The organism is Aquimarina intermedia (assembly GCF_008124785.1).
GTDB lineage: Bacteria > Bacteroidota > Bacteroidia > Flavobacteriales > Flavobacteriaceae > Aquimarina > Aquimarina intermedia.
Genome location: NZ_VNHU01000001.1, coordinates 308,914 through 327,417, shown reverse-complemented (window position 1 = coordinate 327,417; position 18,504 = coordinate 308,914). Strand labels below are relative to the sequence as shown.

At 35.3% G+C, this 18,504-nt stretch carries 19 protein-coding genes; 4 read left to right on the top strand and 15 right to left on the bottom strand.

Annotation, left to right across the window (positions count from 1 at the left end):
- Nucleotides 1-39 precede the first annotated feature (39 nt).
- The gene (locus BD809_RS01345; protein WP_148781149.1) at nt 40-2,478 is read left to right on the top strand and encodes a hybrid sensor histidine kinase/response regulator; all 2,439 of its coding nucleotides are present in this window, start codon (nt 40-42) and stop codon (nt 2,476-2,478) included.
- On the opposite strand, the gene BD809_RS01340 is transcribed toward BD809_RS01345, so the two are convergent.
- The 8 genes from BD809_RS01340 to BD809_RS01305 all read right to left on the bottom strand — a co-directional run bounded on the left by BD809_RS01340 (nt 2,475) and on the right by BD809_RS01305 (nt 8,674).
- On the bottom strand, nt 2,475-3,866 hold the full coding sequence (locus tag BD809_RS01340) for a sigma-54-dependent transcriptional regulator (protein ID WP_148781148.1): 1,392 nt from the start codon (nt 3,864-3,866) through the stop codon (nt 2,475-2,477). The genes BD809_RS01345 and BD809_RS01340 overlap by 4 nt on opposite strands.
- A gap of 262 nt (nt 3,867-4,128) precedes the next feature.
- The gene (locus BD809_RS01335; RefSeq protein ID WP_148781147.1) at nt 4,129-4,452 is read right to left on the bottom strand and encodes a hypothetical protein; all 324 of its coding nucleotides are present in this window, start codon (nt 4,450-4,452) and stop codon (nt 4,129-4,131) included.
- A 193-nt stretch (nt 4,453-4,645) separates the two neighbouring features.
- Nucleotides 4,646-5,047 (bottom strand): alternative ribosome rescue aminoacyl-tRNA hydrolase ArfB, encoded by a 402-nt coding sequence (gene arfB, locus BD809_RS01330; protein WP_148781146.1) that lies wholly within the window; start codon nt 5,045-5,047, stop codon nt 4,646-4,648.
- A complete protein-coding gene (locus BD809_RS01325) occupies nt 5,044-6,609 on the bottom strand; it encodes a DUF4301 family protein (protein ID WP_148781145.1) in 1,566 nt (521 codons plus the stop codon). Before BD809_RS01325 ends, arfB begins: the two co-directional genes overlap by 4 nt.
- The gene (locus BD809_RS01320) at nt 6,606-7,175 is read right to left on the bottom strand and encodes an AAA family ATPase (RefSeq protein ID WP_148781144.1); all 570 of its coding nucleotides are present in this window, start codon (nt 7,173-7,175) and stop codon (nt 6,606-6,608) included. Before BD809_RS01320 ends, BD809_RS01325 begins: the two co-directional genes overlap by 4 nt.
- The gene (gene pnuC / locus BD809_RS01315) at nt 7,136-7,768 is read right to left on the bottom strand and encodes a nicotinamide riboside transporter PnuC (RefSeq protein ID WP_148781143.1); all 633 of its coding nucleotides are present in this window, start codon (nt 7,766-7,768) and stop codon (nt 7,136-7,138) included. Before pnuC ends, BD809_RS01320 begins: the two co-directional genes overlap by 40 nt.
- On the bottom strand, nt 7,752-8,012 hold the full coding sequence (locus BD809_RS01310; RefSeq protein ID WP_148781142.1) for a thiamine-binding protein: 261 nt from the start codon (nt 8,010-8,012) through the stop codon (nt 7,752-7,754). The genes pnuC and BD809_RS01310 overlap by 17 nt, the downstream gene beginning before the upstream one ends.
- A 32-nt stretch (nt 8,013-8,044) precedes the next feature.
- On the bottom strand, nt 8,045-8,674 hold the full coding sequence (locus tag BD809_RS01305) for a 4'-phosphopantetheinyl transferase family protein (RefSeq protein WP_148781141.1): 630 nt from the start codon (nt 8,672-8,674) through the stop codon (nt 8,045-8,047).
- A 136-nt stretch (nt 8,675-8,810) separates the two neighbouring features.
- Here BD809_RS01305 and ahcY point away from each other — a divergent pair, with 136 nt between their 5' ends.
- The gene (gene ahcY / locus BD809_RS01300) at nt 8,811-10,127 is read left to right on the top strand and encodes an adenosylhomocysteinase (protein ID WP_148781140.1); all 1,317 of its coding nucleotides are present in this window, start codon (nt 8,811-8,813) and stop codon (nt 10,125-10,127) included.
- 111 nt (nt 10,128-10,238) lie between these two features.
- Here the strand turns inward: ahcY and BD809_RS01295 are convergent, their stop codons facing one another.
- From BD809_RS01295 to BD809_RS01280, 4 genes are all read right to left on the bottom strand, one after another.
- The gene (locus BD809_RS01295; RefSeq protein ID WP_148781139.1) at nt 10,239-10,574 is read right to left on the bottom strand and encodes a hypothetical protein; all 336 of its coding nucleotides are present in this window, start codon (nt 10,572-10,574) and stop codon (nt 10,239-10,241) included.
- Nucleotides 10,575-10,672: 98 nt separating this feature from the next.
- Complete coding sequence (rpmA, locus tag BD809_RS01290) at nt 10,673-10,933, bottom strand: 50S ribosomal protein L27 (protein ID WP_148781138.1); 261 nt, start codon at nt 10,931-10,933, stop codon at nt 10,673-10,675.
- A gap of 27 nt (nt 10,934-10,960) precedes the next feature.
- Nucleotides 10,961-11,464: a 50S ribosomal protein L21 gene (gene rplU / locus BD809_RS01285; protein WP_148781137.1), complete on the bottom strand. Its 504-nt coding sequence runs from the start codon at nt 11,462-11,464 to the stop codon at nt 10,961-10,963.
- Between the two features lie 88 nt (nt 11,465-11,552).
- Nucleotides 11,553-12,026 (bottom strand): DUF4199 domain-containing protein, encoded by a 474-nt coding sequence (locus BD809_RS01280; protein ID WP_148781136.1) that lies wholly within the window; start codon nt 12,024-12,026, stop codon nt 11,553-11,555.
- A 160-nt stretch (nt 12,027-12,186) separates the two neighbouring features.
- On the opposite strand from BD809_RS01280, the gene BD809_RS01275 reads away from it, so the two are divergent.
- Both BD809_RS01275 and BD809_RS01270 read left to right on the top strand, forming a co-directional pair.
- On the top strand, nt 12,187-13,512 hold the full coding sequence (locus tag BD809_RS01275) for a M16 family metallopeptidase (RefSeq protein WP_148781135.1): 1,326 nt from the start codon (nt 12,187-12,189) through the stop codon (nt 13,510-13,512).
- A gap of 12 nt (nt 13,513-13,524) precedes the next feature.
- Nucleotides 13,525-15,591 (top strand): insulinase family protein, encoded by a 2,067-nt coding sequence (locus tag BD809_RS01270; RefSeq protein ID WP_148781134.1) that lies wholly within the window; start codon nt 13,525-13,527, stop codon nt 15,589-15,591.
- 37 nt (nt 15,592-15,628) lie between these two features.
- Here the strand turns inward: BD809_RS01270 and BD809_RS01265 are convergent, their stop codons facing one another.
- From BD809_RS01265 to BD809_RS01255, 3 genes are all read right to left on the bottom strand, one after another.
- On the bottom strand, nt 15,629-16,516 hold the full coding sequence (locus BD809_RS01265; protein WP_148781133.1) for a DMT family transporter: 888 nt from the start codon (nt 16,514-16,516) through the stop codon (nt 15,629-15,631).
- A gap of 67 nt (nt 16,517-16,583) precedes the next feature.
- A complete protein-coding gene (gldD, locus tag BD809_RS01260) occupies nt 16,584-17,159 on the bottom strand; it encodes a gliding motility lipoprotein GldD (RefSeq protein ID WP_317130838.1) in 576 nt (191 codons plus the stop codon).
- Complete coding sequence (locus BD809_RS01255; protein WP_148781132.1) at nt 17,143-18,486, bottom strand: gliding motility-associated protein GldE; 1,344 nt, start codon at nt 18,484-18,486, stop codon at nt 17,143-17,145. Before BD809_RS01255 ends, gldD begins: the two co-directional genes overlap by 17 nt.
- Nucleotides 18,487-18,504 lie beyond the last annotated feature (18 nt).

Genomic DNA, 18,504 nt, shown 5'->3' with positions numbered 1-18,504 from the left:
AATTTTTAAGTTACTTAATTTTGTAGCTTGACATAGCTTATGAAAAACACGAAGAGATCAGTAACTTTTAAAATTGTAGCCAGCTATATCCTAGCGGGAGTACTTGCTGTGATTGCTTTTTGGGTTATATATCGACAGATAAATAACTATACTCAGATTACTGAAATAAAAAATAAGAATAACGAAAAACTTTTCTTAGTTGGAGAAACTTTGACCGGGCTCTACGAGGCAGAAAGTTTAACACGTAACATCATACAAACAGCGGATGTAGAAAAATTTAAAAACTACAAAGCAAAAATTGATACCATACTTCAAACCATTCATAAAGTCTCTGCCATATCAGAAGACAGTCTTCAAACCATCAAAATCGATAGCCTAAGGCATTTGATTGACAGTAAGAACAAGAATTTTGAAGAACTAATCAAGCTGTATAAACAACGAAAAGAAAAAGGAATTTATGCCACAGCCATTGATGAGTTAAAAAAGGCAAATGAATCTTTTGACGATTCTAATTATGAAAAACGTTTTAGAAGTCTGGATCCACAGTTTCGAAAATCAGTTGTTAACATTATAAGCTTAACGAAGGAAGATAATGCCGAGCGACTTACTAATCAAACCTTGGACTCCCTGACCACAACAGTCAGACAAGTGCTGACTGAATTAGAAGAGCGTGACAAAAAATACAAGCAGCAAATTTCGCAGAAGGAAAACAACCTTTTAGAAAAAGATCAAGTAATTACCCGTCAATTACGAGATCTTTTAGCTACTATTGAACAAAATGAACGCAATGAATATTATCAGCGCCTTGAGGCTTCTAGCCAAATGTTGGATAAAACCTCTAGAATAATAGTAATAATTGCACTTACAAGTCTTTTAGTGGCTATTGTCTTCCTATTTTTGATAATTAGAGATGTATCGAGAAGTCAAAAGTATAGAATTGCACTTGAAGAGGAAAAGGCCTATAAAGAATCGCTGTTAAAAACGAGAGAAACCCTTATTAATACTGTTACCCACGATCTTAGATCTCCTCTCAACACCGTTATTGGATATTCGGATTTACTCGAAAAAACTGAACTGAACACCAAACAGGAACACTATCTTGATCATTTGAAGAAATCTTCTGACTATATTCTTCATCTAGTGAATGATTTGCTGGATTTATCTAAACTGGAAGCGGGCCGGATGGTCATTGAGGAATTACCTTTTACACCAAAAAATGTCATAGAAACTACGGTCATAAGCGCCATTCCAATTAATGATCCAAAAAAATTGGATATTCACCTTCATACCGAAGAGAATTTGACAAGACAATATCTGAGCGATCCCTTCAGGATTAAACAGGTTCTTACTAATTTAATAAATAATGCATATAAGTTTACGGATAGCGGGTCCATAACCGTTTCCAGTAAAATATTAGAGAACGGCGTATCAGAAAAACAGTTAATTATAAAAATAAAGGATACCGGTATCGGCATCACAGAAGAACAACAAAAGCATATTTTTGAAGAGTTTTCTCAGGGGGATGATAGTACAGAAAAGCAATATGGCGGTTTTGGGTTAGGACTGGCAATTACGAAGAAAATTATCATGTTGCTCCAAGGCACAATAAGTCTAGAGAGTACGCCTGGAAAAGGTAGTACCTTCACCGTGGCTATTCCTGTAAAACGCAGTCATATTTTATTAGTAGAAGAGGGTTCTGACCATAAAAATTACAATGCCCTAAAAAATCGATCTGTGCTCTTGGTAGACGACGATCCTACGCAGTTAGCACTTACAAGTGAGGTGGCAGACTTAGCGGGTTTAAAGTACGATAGCGCTCAGGACGCCCAAACTGCGTTAGCGCTAGCCGATGAAAAATATTATGATCTTATTTTGACCGATATTCAAATGCCGAGAATGGACGGTTTTGAATTGCTTGACGAATTACGTAAAAATGAAAAAACTAAATCTATTCCTGTAATCGCATTATCTGGCAGAACAGATACCACCGACGCGGATTATAAGAAGGCCGGATTTGTATATAGTTTACGCAAGCCTTATGCTCCTAATACTCTTTTACAACTTATGGCACATGCTTTAAATATCAATATTACACTTGCAGAAACAGAATCAACTGCCGATCCGTCGAATTCTGATACAAAAAATAAACAATACTCTTTAAACGATTTAATGATGTTTGCTCAAGGAGATTCTGAAAGTTTATATGCCATATTAGATACTTTTTATGATAGCACTCAAACAAACCTGAAACTTCTAAAAGAAGCAGTTCGCAGCAAGAATGTGGAAGAAATAAAATCAATTACTCACAAAATACTTCCCATGTTTAGGCAAATAAAAGCTACGGAGGTTGTAGAACTGTTAGAACGCTTGGAGCAGCCCGACAATTATGGGGTTTCCAACAAGGAAATTTATAAGCTCACAAAACAAAGTATTACGAAAATCTTGCTGCTTATTGACAAACTTAAAGTTGAAAATTAAAGACTAATATCGTATTGTTTTAGCTTGTTATACAAGGTTTTACGATCAATTGACAACATACGTGCAGCTTTAGCCTTATTTCCATTTGCTTTCTCGAGTGCATCGAGAATCAGCTCTTGTTCGTTTTGGTTTTTGAATAACCCATAGGTGTTTTTAGTAGTTGCCGTAGCATGAGCAATATCACTTGGCAAAACCTCTTGTGCCACCCAATCATTTTGAGTCAATAACACAGAGCGTTTTACTATATTTTTGAGCTCTCTCAAATTGCCCGGCCAGCTATACTTCTTAAAAGATTCTAATACCTCATCTTCAAAACCAACCACACTTTTTTCTAGTTCATCATTTGATTCTTCAAGAAAATAGTTAGCAAAAAGCATAAGGTCTTCTATACGCTCTCTTAAAGGTGGGACTTTAATCGAAAATTCATTGAGACGATGATAAAGATCTTCTCTAAACTCACCTTCTTTAACGGCATTACTAAGATCCTCATTGGTTGCTGCAATAACTCGTATATCAACTGCAATTTCTTTATTACTCCCAACAGGTTTTACTTTTCTTTCTTGTAAAGCTCGTAATAACTGAACTTGTAGTTCGTAACTCAAATTCCCAATTTCATCAAGAAATAAGGTTCCTCCATTAGCTGCTTCAAAGTGTCCAACTTTATCATTTACAGCTCCAGTAAACGAACCCTTAATATGACCAAAGAACTCACTGGATGCAATCTCTTTAGGTATTGCTCCACAATCTACTGCAATAAAAGGTTTTTCTGCACGATTACTAGCCTTATGGATACTACTTGCAATATATTCTTTACCTGTACCACTATCGCCAATGATTAAAACCGACATCTTGGTTGGGGCTACCAGGGCAACATATTCATTTAACTTTTTTGACGCATCGCTAATTCCCTTGACAAAAGAAGTATCCGTTTTTTTTGAAGGAACAACTTTCTTCTTTTCTTTTGGTAACTGTTGGGATATTTCTTGTTTGTTTTGAGAGATAGTACTGTTGTTAGCAGCTACTTGTTTTTCTTGTTTGAGAGCACTATCGATCGTCTGAAGTATTGTATCTGGATTAAAAGGTTTGGAAACATAATCAAATGCCCCTTGTTTAATAGCGGTTACGGCCATATTCACCTCTGCATATCCTGTCATTATAATTACTTGAGTAGTCGCATCTTTTTGCTGAATTTCTTTTAGTAAAGTGATTCCGTCTCTATCAGGCAATCGTACATCCGTCAATACTACATCATACATATGATCCTGAATCTTAGAGGAAGCTTCGCTTCCTGAAAATGCTGTGGTCACTTCATAATTCTTTTTAGCTAAAAAGGTCTTAAGCATTGTACAAAAAGCTACATCATCTTCTACAATCAATATTTTGGACATATTCTCTGAAATTGAAAAAATTATACTGCCATTAAACAGTATTACCTAATTATTAAAACAGACATGGGCATAGTCTACTCTAAAACACCCAAAGATAAGCAGATATCCTATAAAGTTAATGCTTTTTTAGAAGTCGTTAACGTATTGTAAGTAAAGAAATAGAAATAAAAAAGAGACTCTTGGGATCGAGTCTCTTTTTAGCACTAAACAACTTTATATCGCTTTATGGTTGTGAAACGATATTCCTTTTCTACCCCTAGATTTAAGATTTGTCGTTTGGCTTAATCCATTCGCCTTTAGCGCTTGCAAATACAACTTGTGTGAAGTTATCTTTGTTCACGAGAACAATCTTATAAAGCTCATTCTCAGAAATATATGCTTCTTTAATTCTAAAATTTTCAAAATCAACAGCTGCTTTATCTTGAATTGCCATTGGTAATTCAACAATTTCAATAGCGCGAAATTTTAAATTTTTAACTTCCTTAGCTTCCCTCATTACGCTTAGTTCTTCCCTTTCTTGAGCCTGAACACCCTGTGCTGAAACAATACCAATCACTGCTAAAAATATATAAGGCAACTTCTTCATAGGAACTAGTTATAAACTATTCTACATGTAAGTAATAGTAATAACTGTTCCAAAAAATAAAAATAACCACAAATACATTTAACATATTGTAAGTCAATAACTTAATAAAATAATTAATTTTATAGATTTTTAATAAGCATAGAGGATTACCCAAAATTGTGTGGATTTTTTACACATTTCTACTATAAAGAACTCAGAAATCCGGATTTCTTCGATTTTCTTTACGTTGTGACTGTTTTTTCTTACTGTCAAGCCGTTTTTGAATGCTCGCTCGGGAAGGTTTTGTAGATTTTCTGACTTTTTCTCTTACTAGAGCAGCTTTCAACATATCCAGTAGACGTTGGATTGCCAAATTTTTATTGCGGTGTTGATTACGACTTGCATCACATGATAGTTGTAAATATCCCTCATTAGAGATTCGTGACACCAGTTTACTGCGTAGACGTTGTTTCTCTTCTAATGTGAATCCTTGAGAATTGTCAATATGCAATCGAACAATAATTTTTGTTGACACTTTATTTACGTGCTGTCCTCCTGCTCCAGAACTACGTGTTGCTTTAAACTCTAACTCTTTTAATAGGACGTCTGTCTTCACGAAAATAATTTTACCTGATGCGCGGATTTCAACAGATCATTAACTGATTTGACTGGATTAAATGTTGTTAACGGCACTTCCACAAAAACACTTATCCAGTTGGACATGGCACCATTCCACAATCCAGGAAGTTCCAAGGCTTTTAATCGTCGTCCGTTCATAGTTTTTGTGGTAATAAAACCCGCATCGGGATCCACAAAATCTAATAGATTGAATTTTTCTCCTTTGTAATTTCTCACTCCACAGACCAAATCTACTGGGTTAAAATGTGTAGCACCGGCTAAAATTTCCTTTTGTCTGCGATCATTTTTGTTAATTTGCGGGGCTTCAATTATCTGTAGTACAACACGACCGTTTTCTTGTTTTACCCAAAAAGGGCCTCCTCCCGGTTCACCTTCATTAATAACCATACCACAAACTCTGATAGGTCGATTCAAAGATTCTTTTATGAATAGGACTTTAAATTTATCAGAAAATTTATCAAAATCTAAAGGTAGCCGGACATTTAGTTCTTCAACAAGAAACTGTTTTATTTGTTTTAGCTTTTCTTCGGTAGGCACCTCTTTATCTATACACTTTAGTATATCAAAAACTTCTTGTTGAATTTCTAAAAGCTTACCTGCTAAAACTTTTTTGAAACCTGATAATTCATTTTGATACTTACGAACTACTACATTATCTATGTTTTTAATATAAATGATATCTGCATCAAGATCATTGAGGTTTTCAATTAAGGCTCCATGACCCCCTGGTCTGAATAGCAATTCTCCGTTTTCAAGTCTAAAAGGTTCATTATCCATAGTAACCGCAATGGTGTCGGTTTCCGGTTTTTGGAATGAATAGGAAATGTCAAATTTTGTTGCTGTTTTTAATTCTACGTCTTGCTGTATACGTTCAAATTCTTCGTTAAAAGCTTCTAGATGTTCTTTTGAAATTGTAAAGTGTATTTTTGAAGCCTTATCACCATTGACATTATAACCAGCAGCTTCGTAGAGATGCTCTTCAAACGCTGTGGCGATTCTTTCAGAATACTTATGAAAGGGTAACAGACCTTTGGGATACCAACCATAATTTAATCCCCTTTCTCTTAGCATAACCTCTACAAATAAATACAGCTGTTCGCCTTCAGAAAGGGAATCAAAATCAGGTGAAAAACGCTTAACTTCATTCATCACAGTGCTATAAAAAGGAAATTTCTCTAATCCAATTAAAAATAATCGAATAGCATCCGCCTTTTCATGATTCGTATAGGAATTCAAGCTTTCTTTATCGGCATCATAATAATCTAAAAACCGAAATAGTTCTTTAAACATCCTCGACGCCGCACCCGAAGCTGGCACAAATTTAATTGTCTCCAAATCATATACTTTTTTCTCATAGCGTTCAATTAATTCTTTTTGATACGTGTCAGAGATTTTAGAAATTCCGTTTTCCAGTGTTGCAGCACTTCGTAGAGCAACAAACGGAATTTCATTTTTGAAAATTTCAATTTGGGACAATACTTTGTCAACAGTTAGTCCTTTTGATTTTATTAATTTTATATCGCTATCTGTAATATTCACTTTTTAAGTTCTTTAAGAGTATCAATAGTTGTTATAGCCTTCGCCAACCTTGTGGATTCATTACCTTTTAAAATAACATACGGTCTGTTTTCACGGTCTAAAGCATTTTTAAAATGTTGAAACATTACTTCTCGCTCGTCTGGTTTATCCCGTAGGTCATCAGGAATCCATGGGGTATCAATATAAGTTAAAAGATATAAATCGTAAGAATTCAAACGTGAAAATTTATCTAAAAGTTGCGGAACCTTTCCGTCAAAATATACTTCTGAATACACTTTGGTCTCCAGTAAATCCGTATCGCAAATCAGAATCTCCGGGTTTTGCCGCACAGCTCCGTTCTCCAGATTCATTTGACCTATTGCTATTGGCAACAAATCCTCATATGTGCAAATTTTCTTTTCCTTATCCCATTTCTCCTGCAGGTAAGGACGCGCATATTCCTCAATCCATAACATATCATAATGTGATGCTAATTGCTTGCATAAGGTTGTTTTTCCAGTAGATTCTGGTCCAAAGACAACTATTTTTAAGCAGTGACTAGGGTGTTGTTTAAGTTTTTCTTCCATGATATATATCCGAAAATTGCAATGACGGTGAAGATTAAATATTGTAAACTGGTAAAGGTAAACCCTTTATAGAAATACAACGGTATTGAAATAAGGTCTCCAATAATCCAATAGATCCAGTTTTCAATTTTACGTTTTGCCATCAACCACATCCCTACAAAAAATATAGCGGTAGTGAGGGTATCTACATACGCGGTCCAGTCATTCCACTTGTCAAAAATTTGATACACAGAATACGTAAATACTATGGTGAGCATTCCTATACCTAATTGTATCCATTGCTCCTTTTTGGTTGTACTACTGATTGGCGTCACGTTTGTATCATCAACTTTTCTAGTCCATATATACCACCCGTAAATACTCATAACAAAATAATATGCGTTAATGAGTAAATCTCCAAGAAGTGACCATTTAAACAAAAGATATACAAAAATACTTGTGCTGATAAGACCTGTCGGATATACCCATATTCTATTCAATCTTGCAAAATATACACTTAGAATTCCAAAAAAAACAGCTATGATTTCTAGCCATATATGCAGCAAGGTATACGACCTGTATTGATTAAAGAGTATTTCAAAAATTTGGCTCATAATCGCTTCTATCACTTTTAACCAATTTCATATACACTAAAACATTGTCCATTGTTCCAAAAGCGACTTTTATCTCCTTTGTAAGAAAGGTCATTACTTCATCATAATCCCCGTAAACCTGTGTGCTTAAAGGGTTCTCCAATACGGTAAATTTGGACCCTCTCAAAACTTTTATAAATTCAATAATATGAGATTCAAAGTCCGTTTGCAAAGGGGTCAAGGTTAATTCTATCGATATTTTCATTGGTTACATTATTTTATTTGCAATTGAACCATTTATCCATAAGGTTGCGCATACACACAGGTAAAATCCTCAAACTCCATAAAGCTAATGTCGTAATAAGAAATTTCTTCCTTGTAATTAATACTACCCGCAGTAAATGGCATTCCTAAGTCAAAAGGAACGATGTCAATATGCTGCTCAAAACTCAAACCAGGTGTAGCATATAGCTTATATAGAGATTCCTTTGCTCCCCAAATGATGGTTAGTGCACGAACTTTCTGGTCATGATTGGCCACGAATTCGGTTTCAGAAGAAACAAATTTATGAGCAATTCGTTCAATCTTATCACGCTGCTTTTCAATATCTATCCCTACCGGTTTATCGCTGATTATAATCGCTGTAAAAATAAATGAATGTGTAATCGATATATGGCGTCCATCAACAAGATGTGGCTTTCCAAATTCATCATAAAACAAATCATGATCGGTATAACCAAACATCGCCAGTAAATGTCTAATACTCATAAAACCTCTGCGATGCAGATCAGATTTCATATTATCAACACGTTGTCGGCAATTATCGGTTAGCGAAATTCCATCACTCAACCACTCAAAAGACTCTTCAATCTTCCAAATCAATATATTAGTGTTCTCGTCTACTGTTATAGTTTTGTAAAGAGGCATTTAGATTTTTAAAGTTATTACGTACCTTTGCAAACCAAAAAATGTATAAAAAATATGTTTTTTGGACACAACGAATTTAGAATAAATTAGCACGATTTACTAACATAAACGTGCAGTATAACTAAAAGATACATTTATGAGTACTAAAACATTGCCGTACGTTCCTTACAAGGTTAAAGATATTTCACTGGCAGCTTGGGGAAGAAAAGAAATTGAATTGGCTGAAGCTGAGATGCCTGGATTAATGTCTTTGCGTGAAGAATATAAAGATTCTCAACCTTTAAAAGGGGCTCGTATAGCCGGATGTTTACATATGACCATACAAACAGCTGTTCTTATTGAAACGCTTGTTTCTTTGGGAGCTGATGTAACCTGGAGTTCTTGTAACATCTTTTCTACTCAAGATCAAGCAGCAGCAGCTATTGCAGACGCAGGTATACCGGTATATGCTTGGAAAGGTATGAACGAAGAAGAGTTTAACTGGTGTATAGAACAAACATTATTTTTTGGAGAAGATCGTGAACCTCTAAATATGATTTTAGATGATGGAGGTGACCTGACCAATATGGTCCTTGATAAATATCCTGAATTGGCAGAAGGAATCAATGGATTATCTGAAGAAACTACAACCGGAGTTCATCGCTTATATGAGCGTATGAAGAACGGAACGTTGCCTATGCCTGCAATCAATGTAAATGACTCTGTTACCAAGTCAAAATTCGACAACAAATACGGCTGTAGAGAAAGTGCCGTGGATGCTATTCGACGTGCTACTGACACGATGCTGGCAGGAAAGCGAGTTGTAGTGTGTGGTTATGGTGATGTAGGAAAGGGAACTGCTGCGTCGTTTAGAGGTGCCGGATCGATTGTAACTGTAACCGAAATTGATCCAATCTGTGCATTACAGGCTGCTATGGATGGTTTTGAAGTAAAACGTTTAGAAACTGTTATCGGAAAAGCTGACATTGTTATCACAACAACAGGTAATAAAGATATTGTACAAGCAAGACACTTTGAAGCCTTAAAGGACAAAGCGATTGTATGTAACATCGGGCATTTTGATAACGAAATTGATATGGGCTGGTTAAACGCTAATCATGGAGACACAAAGGACGAAATCAAACCACAAGTTGATAAATATACTATTAATGGTAAAGATATTATTATACTTGCCGAAGGTCGTCTAGTAAACTTAGGTTGCGCAACTGGGCACCCAAGTTTTGTTATGAGTAACTCCTTTACAAACCAAACACTTGCTCAGATTGAATTATGGAATCATCCTGAAAATTACAAGAATGAAGTCTATATGTTACCAAAACATCTTGATGAAAAAGTAGCAGAGTTACACTTATCAAGACTTGGAGTAGAATTAGAAAAACTACGTCCAGAACAAGCTGAATATATCGGCGTGACAGTAGATGGACCCTTTAAACCAGAGTACTACCGATACTAGTAAGAAAATGATGGTGCTTTGTGAAGTTTATAATGCTTCGCTCTTAGCATACGGATAAATAAAGAAACCCTTGCCACATGGCAAGGGTTTTGCTTTTAAATCATTATTCGATTACTTACGCTTTCTAAAAATATAACTCATCCAAACCGGATCGTTCTCTTCAGAAACTATGGATTGTCTGTCCACAAACTCCCAATTTCCGGTATTCATATAATTAAGTAAATCAGAAGAACCTTCCAGTTGTTCGAGTTGTTTGATAGTTATTTGTTTACCGACTAGCGATTTTTGTTCTTGTACCTTAATGCGCTTGACTCTACCACTATTATTTGCTTTTTGAATAACAATAACTTCGAGATAATCATATTTAGGAATCTCTTGAGCTATTGAGCTGTTTGAAAGAAAAAACAAAAAACTACTTAGTAAAATGATATTTACAGAATATTTCATAATTGATATAGATTAAGAGTTCCTAAGATAGACATAAATAAAAAACCCTATTTAAGTCAAACTTAAATAGGGTTTTTTATAAAATCTAATCCTACTATCTATGCCTCAAAAGGAACTATAGAAACGTATGATTTATTGTCTTTTTTCTTAGTGAATTGTACCATACCATCAACTTTGGCATGCAAGGTATGATCTTTACCTGCATATACATTTTCACCTGGTCTATGTGCTGTACCTCTTTGTCTAACAATGATGTTACCAGCTACGGCTGCTTGACCACCAAATATCTTAACACCTAAGCGTTTTGATTCCGATTCCCTACCGTTTTTAGAACTACCTACTCCTTTTTTGTGAGCCATTTTCTTAAGATTTTAAAATGGTTAGACTTATTTTTGCAAAGCAGCAATCAGATCAGCTTTCTTCATTGAAGAGATACCTTCGATTCCTTTGCTTTTTGCCAAATCTTTCAACTGAGCAACAGTCATTGAGCTCAAGTCTTCAGAATTATTACTTTCTTTTTTGTCCTCTGCTTTAGGTGCTGCTTTTTTAGCTTCTGTCTTAGAAGATTTTTTTGCACTAGATGCATCGATACTTTCAATTACGATTTCAGTTAAAGCCTGACGATGACCGTTTTTAACACGGTAACCTTTACGTCTTTTCTTTTTGAAAACAATAACTTTATCACCTTTAAGGTGCCTAGTGATTTTTGCTCCTACTAGAGCTCCATCTATAGCCGGGGCGCCAAGGTTGATTGAATCACCATCACCAGTCAAAAGAACTTTGTCAAAAGAAACTTTGTCTCCTTCTTCTCCTGGTAAACGATGTACAAACACTTTTTGGTCTTTTGCAACTTTAAATTGCTGCCCTGCTATCTCTACAATTGCGTACATAGCGTAACGTTTAATAATTAAAAATATAGTACTACCTATTTTATAGGCGGGTGCAAATATACTCTTAATTAATTAAACAACAAATGTTTTATGATTTTAACGGAGGAGAATTAGGGCTTTTTTTTACATTCCAACTATCTTTAAAGAGCTGCATAAAAGAAAGTGTCAAAACAAAGGTGGTCGCAAATCCCATGATTGCAGCTACAAATACCACTATCCCAACACCAACATGATAATGACTACTCCAGTTATCAAGCATCATAGGCAAAAAATCAGGATTGATATTAGTAACATAAATAGCAAAAAACACCGTGAAAATTATAGTTGCATTAAAACCTGTTAACAACCCAGCCATAAAACCTTTTTGATACTCAAAATTACTTCCCTTTTCCGCTTTATACCGTTTCATTACCGTATACAATCCTAAGGCCACTATAACGCCATTGCCTAAGCTAAAAACCGGCTTAGTCTGTACTCCGAATAACGAGAGTAACATGAAATAAACTATCAATCCTACTGCTATAATTATTCCATAGGTTATTGGAAGTGTTGACCTTTTCATAAAAAATAAATTAATTTTGTTAATCTAATATAAACATTATCAAACCTATGGTTACTTAAAGACCTGTTAATTTTAGGTTGGCTTCGCTATAAGTTTCTTTATTTTACTGTAACGAATTATGATCTTTTTTTACTTATAAGAAAACTTATTATTAGAACCAATGAAAAATATACTACACACCCTTGCCTGCGGACTTTTTATTTCGCTTTCAGGCAACAGTCAAGAAGTAGAATTTACGGAGTATGACCTCAAAAATGAACTGCATGTAATTTTACATCAAGATAATTCTGCACCCGTTGTCACCGTTGGAGTAATGTATCACGTTGGCGCAAAAGATGAAGATCCTGGCAGAACAGGCTTTGCTCATTTTTTCGAACATTTACTTTTTGAAGGCACTAAAAACATTGAACGTGGTAAGTGGTTTGATATTGTCTCGGCAAATGGCGGACGTAATAATGCAAACACTACGCAGGACAGAACGTACTATTATGAAACCTTACCTTCGAACAACCTTGAGCTTGCATTGTGGATGGAATCTGAAAGAATGCTCCACCCTGTTATCAATAAAATAGGAGTTGACACTCAAAACGAAGTAGTAAAAGAAGAAAAGAGACAACGAATTGACAATGCTCCCTACGGTAAAATAATTTATCGTACCGGTATCAATAAGTACATCTTTAAAAAGCACCCTTACGGTCAATCAGTGATCGGAAGCATGGAGGATCTTGATGCCGCCAAGCTAGAAGAGTTCAAAGCTTTTAACCAAAAATTTTACAATCCTAACAATGCTACATTGGTAATCGCAGGTGATTTCAATCTGGAAAAGACTATTAATTTAATTTCTGATTATTTTGGTCCTATTGCAAACAATGGTGAGAAAATTAAAAGATCACTCGTTTTTGAAGCACCAATCACTCAAGAAATTAAGGCAGTTGAAAAAGATGCTAATATTCAGGTGCCTGCTAAAATTTTAGTGTATCGCACCCCCAAACAAACAGACAAAGATGCATATGTGTTAGATTATATTTCTTCAATACTTACAGGAGGGAATAGTTCTCGTATGTATAAAAATATGGTAGAAGATAAAAAAATAGCACTACAAGTATTGGCATTTACTGATGCTCAAGAAGATTACGGCACGTATATTATGGGCGCCCTCCCGCTTGGAGAGGTTGGATTAGACAAACTACAGGAAGAAATGGATGCCGAGATTACGAAACTTCAAAACGAACTTATTAGCGAAAAAGAATTTCAAAAACTTAACAATCAATTTGAAAACGATTTTGTTAATGCCAATTCCAGCATACAAGGCATAGCTAATTCCTTGGCACGTTATCACACTTTGTATGGCGATACCAGTTTGATAAATAAAGAAATTGAAATATATCGTAGTATTACCCGTGAGGATATTCAACGTGTGGCCAAAGCCTATTTAAACAAAAACCAACGTCTTAATCTTGATTATTTACCAGAATCAAGCAACTAAAAAGAGTCAATAATGAAAAAATATATCATCTTACTTATAGCATGTACCTGTACCTCTTTGAGCAGTTTTGCCCAAATCGACAGGACAAAAATGCCAAAATCCGGACCTGCACCCACTTTAAATCTTGCTGAACCCCATGAAATGATTATGGAAAATGGTTTGACAGTTTTAATAGTAGAGAATCACAAATTACCACGAGTATCTATAAGCTTATCTATAGATTCGCCTCCTCATACCGAAGGTGATAAAGCTGGTATCAACAGTATTGTTTCTCAAATAATGGGCAAAGGAACGCTATCCGTACCTAAAGATCAATTTAATGAAGAAGTTGATTTTATAGGAGCATTTTTTAATGTTGGTGTTAGCGGCGGTTATGCTCAAGCATTATCAAAGTACACTGATAAAATTTTTACACTCTTTTCTGACGCAGCATTAAACCCTAATTTTACAGAGGAAGAATTAAGCCTGGAAAAGAAAAAAATCATCGAGAGCATAAAATCAGGGGAGAATAGCGCCGCAACTGTTGCCAATCGGGTTACCAATGCATTGGCATATGGTAAGAATCATCCTAAAGGAGAATATGCAACCGAAGAGACCATAAACTCAATTACTTTAAATGATGTCAAAACCTATTATCGTAATTATTTTGTCCCAGCCAATGCGTATATGGTAATTAGCGGAGACATTACGGTTGAACAAGCTGAAGCTTTAGTTAATAAACACTTTGTGACTTGGAAAGCTGCAAAAGCTCCTTCATTCGGAATTCCGTCTGTATCTGATGCGCAATATCGACAAATCAACTTCATCGATATGCCTAATGCTGTACAAACAGAACTTGCTATTATGAATATTACTAATCTTAAAATGGCAGATAAAGATTATCATGCCGCCTTGATTGCAAATTACATCCTTGGAGGTTCTTTTGGAAGCTATATCAATATGAATTTGAGAGAAAAAAATGGGTACACCTACGGAGCACGATCTATTTTTCCTGTCAACAAATATCATAAATCAGCATTTAGAGCTGTGACCAAAGTTCGTAATGCTGTCACTGACAGTGCTGTGGTTGAGACATTAAAAGAAATAAAAAGAATTCGAACGGAAGAAGTAGATGATGAGATTTTGAAGAATGCAAAAGCTAAATTTTTAGGAGATTTCATTCTTGCATCCGAAAGTGATCGAACTGCAGCAACCCGCAGCATTGAGATAAAAACACAAGACCTCCCTCAGGACTTCTACAGAAATTTTATTTCAAAAATAAACGCAGTTACCAAAGCGGATATAAAACGTGTAGCCAATACTTATTTTAATTTGCAGAACGCAAGAATAGTTCTCGTTGGTAAAGCTAGTGATGTCCTTCCAAATTTAGAAAACATCACTTTTGACGATAAAAAAATTCCTGTTTTGTATTTTGATAAATACGGAAACAAAACACAGAAACCACAGCTGACAGCGGAGACGCCAGAGGGAGTAACTGCACAAACTGTATTGGACGGTTACTTTGCAGCTTTGGGAGGAAAAGACAAGCTTAAAAATATAAATTCTGTTTTCATGACAGCAGAAGCTGCTTTTAATGGTGCTAGCTTAGGCTTGTCCTCAAAAACCACGATCAATAACAAATCTGCTATTGAGGTAAGCTTTGGAGGTATGACTGTACAAAAAGTTGTTTTTAACGGCACCTCGGGATACGCTATGAATCAAGGACAACGACTTGAATACAACGAGGAGCAAATTGCGATGGCTAAACAAGAATCGTATCCTTTTGCAGAACTAAATGTTACTGATGCGGTATTAGAGAAAACAGTTCCTTATACGAATGGCACAGCATATCTGCTAAAGCTTAACGAAAATAAGTCCGCCTATTATGATACTAAAACAGGTCTTAAAGTAAAAGATGTTACCATTAGAGATCAAGCAGGTACAAAGATTGAAATCGCAGTCACCTATGATGATTATAAAGAGGTTGAAGGTATTAAATTTCCTTTCTCAATTTCTCAATCTTTAGGTCCACAAAATATTGATTTTAAAGTAAAAGAAATCCAGTTAAACAAAAATGTATCAGACGAAGACTTTAAATAGTTTTCTTACTGCCACAAATTATCAAAGGTTCGCTCAATTAAGAGCGAACCTTTTTTCTTTTATTAGAAAGATACACGCCAAATATAATTACGCATGCAGCAATCCCTTGATAAAAAGTAAACTTTTCACCATCCATCAAACCCCATAACAAAGCTACTATCGGAATCGTATAGGTAACCGATGTAGCAAATACAGGAGTGCTTATCTGCACTAATTTATTGAACAAAACTTTTGCCACGCCTGTTCCCACCACTGCCAACACACCAACATACATCAAACTGATCTGCACTTTTTCTTGTTGAATTACAGCACTATCGAAAAATCCTGAAAAATAAAGCACTATCAGGGAAGGGATGACTAAAATTATGAAGTTCCCATTAGCGATTGCCATGGGCGATATATTTTGCATGTAACGTTTGATAATATTGACATTAGCAGCATAACAGAAAGAAGCGCATATGACTAATAACGCATACCAGTAATTTTGATTCGGATTTACTACGGCGCCTTCCCATATCAAAGCTAAGCAACCTAAAAAACCAACTATCACTCCGATAATTTGATTTCTGTTAGATCCGATTGAGAAAACAACTATTCCCAAAACAAGAGTAACCAGGGGTGTAGTAGAATTAAGAATTGAAGCAATAGCACTGTCTATTTCGGTCTCGGCATAAGCAAACAAAAATGCCGGAATAAAAGTACCGGCAAACGCTGAAATTGCTACCCATTTCCATTCCTCTTTTTTAATAGTTTTTATACTCTTAAAACCTATTAAAAAAAGAAAAACTGCAGCAAAAAGCGTTCTTAAGGCACCCAGTTGCAAAGGAGAAAGTCCAAGTAGAGATTTTTTGATTAAAATAAAAGAGCTTCCCCAAACAAGAGAAAGCACTGCCAAATAAAGCCATTTTGATGAAGTATTTTGCATACCGAAAATTTTCAGTTGCAAAAGTGATTAAATTAATATCAAATTGGACATAATTACTTAAAAAAAATCAATCTTTAGTTTTCCACTTGATGGACTCCATGAGATGTTGAATGTCATTTTGCAAATAATTCGCTGCAGGGAGAATAGAATCATAATTAGGCCGGACATCAAAATATGCTGATCCCGTTATAAAATGATTCACACTATCGGTAACATAAAATTGAGCTTGTGAAGCCGCATTACCGGTAACCTCATAAAACATCCCGTAGACTTTTTGTTTATCATTTACGTAGGGCTTTTGTGCTATCCCATCTGCTTTTACAACATGCTCCTGGGTAAGGTTTTGCGCATCTCTTAGCAACGAGTCTAAATTATTTTTAATGGGATAATATGAAACATATACTTTGGCATGTAATTGGGGATACTCAAGGTTGTACCAACATTTGTTATGCTTATTAACTGGTTTTAGCTTGGCCAATTCGTTAATTTCAAAGATATAAAAACAGGGTGTATCCGCCTGAACATATATCGGTTCTGGATATTGCAGACGTAACATAGCTTTTGGCTTAGGAAATGTTTCTCCTCCGCATGACATACATAAAATTCCTACTAAAAATAAGATTGCATTATTCAGCTTCATCATTTCTCGCATCATTTATTGTCAGCTTGACTTGTTTGATTCTTTTATTATCCAGCGATTCAATTATAAAATCATAATTTTCGACCGTGAGTATTTCATTTTTTTCAGGAAAATTTCCTGAAATTTCAAGTAAAAATCCAGCTATGGTTTCAGCGTCACCTTTACGGGATTCAAACACCGAGGAATCATCTAATTTCAAAACTTTATAGAAATCCTTTAAGGCTGTTCTACCCTCAAATACATAATTTTTATCATCCAATTTGGAGAACACAAGATCTTCGTCATCAAATTCGTCACTGATATCACCTACAATCTCTTCTATTATATCTTCTAATGAAATCAAACCACTGGTTCCTCCATATTCATCCACAACTATCGCCAAATGATTTTTTTTATTTTTGAAATCATTTAGCAAGTCGTCCAACTTTTTATTTTCTGGAACAAAATAGGGTTCTCGCAATAAGGTATTCCAATCAAATTTCTTTTCATTAATATAAGGTAACAAATCTTTCACATATAAAATACCAGTAACCTGATCGATACTTTCATTATAGATAGGAATACGTGAATACCCATTTTTTATGATTTCAGGAATGATCTCTTCAAATTCGGCTGCTTGATTTAGTGCGAATACATCCATGCGGGGTCTCATTACCTGCTTAGTATCCGTGTTCCCGAAATTCACAATACCCTCCAGAATTTTCTTTTCTTCTGAAGTGGTGTCCGTATCTGATGTAAGTTCAAGAGCCTGTGATAATTGATCAACACTCAGATTGGATTTTTGTTTTCCCAATCGTTCATGTATTCCAATGGTTATTTGTCGCATTGGAGAACTTAGAGGTGACAATAACCAATCCAACACTCGCAGTGGCCTAGCCATGACTCGGGAGAACTTTATTTTATTTCTGCTCGCATAGATCTTAGGTAGAATCTCACCAAATAGCAAAATCATAAAGGTAACTACCACAACCTCTATCAAAAATCGAAGGTTCACATAGTCAAAAAGTAAGTAATCTATATCCTTAAGATAAATTTCGCCTAAGCTATCAAAGAGCAGTACAATAGCAATATTTATAAAGTTGTTTGCTACAAGGATCGTAGCAAGCAATTTTTTTGGTTTGCTCAGTAAGCGAAGGAGAATTTTTAAATCTTTCTCTGGAACTTTTTCTTCTTCTCTAAGATCAGATGGTGTGAGTGAAAATAGCGCTACCTCACTCCCGCTAATAAGTGCTGAAAAAACCAGCAGAATTAATAATATAAGAATATTGATCGTTTGCCACGCATCAATAAATAAGAACGGTATAAATAAGGCTTCAGGATCAGGGTCCAAAGTATTGGGGTTTAATTA

Bases quoted from the DNA above. Each gene is read 5' to 3' on its own strand.
- BD809_RS01305 (WP_148781141.1), bottom strand. From the start codon at position 8,674: ATGCCTCTTTACAAAACTATAACAGTAGACGAGAACACTAATATATTG.
- BD809_RS01335 (WP_148781147.1), bottom strand. From the start codon at position 4,452: ATGAAGAAGTTGCCTTATATATTTTTAGCAGTGATTGGTATTGTTTCA.
- BD809_RS01280 (WP_148781136.1), bottom strand. From the start codon at position 12,026: ATGAAAAGGTCAACACTTCCAATAACCTATGGAATAATTATAGCAGTA.
- gldD (WP_317130838.1), bottom strand. From the start codon at position 17,159: ATGATGAAGCTGAATAATGCAATCTTATTTTTAGTAGGAATTTTATGT.
- BD809_RS01270 (WP_148781134.1), top strand. From the start codon at position 13,525: ATGAAAAAATATATCATCTTACTTATAGCATGTACCTGTACCTCTTTG.
- BD809_RS01345 (WP_148781149.1), top strand. From the start codon at position 40: ATGAAAAACACGAAGAGATCAGTAACTTTTAAAATTGTAGCCAGCTAT.
- BD809_RS01275 (WP_148781135.1), top strand. From the start codon at position 12,187: ATGAAAAATATACTACACACCCTTGCCTGCGGACTTTTTATTTCGCTT.
- rplU (WP_148781137.1), bottom strand. From the start codon at position 11,464: ATGTACGCAATTGTAGAGATAGCAGGGCAGCAATTTAAAGTTGCAAAA.
- BD809_RS01320 (WP_148781144.1), bottom strand. From the start codon at position 7,175: ATGGAAGAAAAACTTAAACAACACCCTAGTCACTGCTTAAAAATAGTT.
- rpmA (WP_148781138.1), bottom strand. From the start codon at position 10,933: ATGGCTCACAAAAAAGGAGTAGGTAGTTCTAAAAACGGTAGGGAATCG.
- BD809_RS01295 (WP_148781139.1), bottom strand. From the start codon at position 10,574: ATGAAATATTCTGTAAATATCATTTTACTAAGTAGTTTTTTGTTTTTT.
- BD809_RS01310 (WP_148781142.1), bottom strand. From the start codon at position 8,012: ATGAAAATATCGATAGAATTAACCTTGACCCCTTTGCAAACGGACTTT.
- BD809_RS01265 (WP_148781133.1), bottom strand. From the start codon at position 16,516: ATGCAAAATACTTCATCAAAATGGCTTTATTTGGCAGTGCTTTCTCTT.
- pnuC (WP_148781143.1), bottom strand. From the start codon at position 7,768: ATGAGCCAAATTTTTGAAATACTCTTTAATCAATACAGGTCGTATACC.
- BD809_RS01340 (WP_148781148.1), bottom strand. From the start codon at position 3,866: ATGTCCAAAATATTGATTGTAGAAGATGATGTAGCTTTTTGTACAATG.
- ahcY (WP_148781140.1), top strand. From the start codon at position 8,811: ATGAGTACTAAAACATTGCCGTACGTTCCTTACAAGGTTAAAGATATT.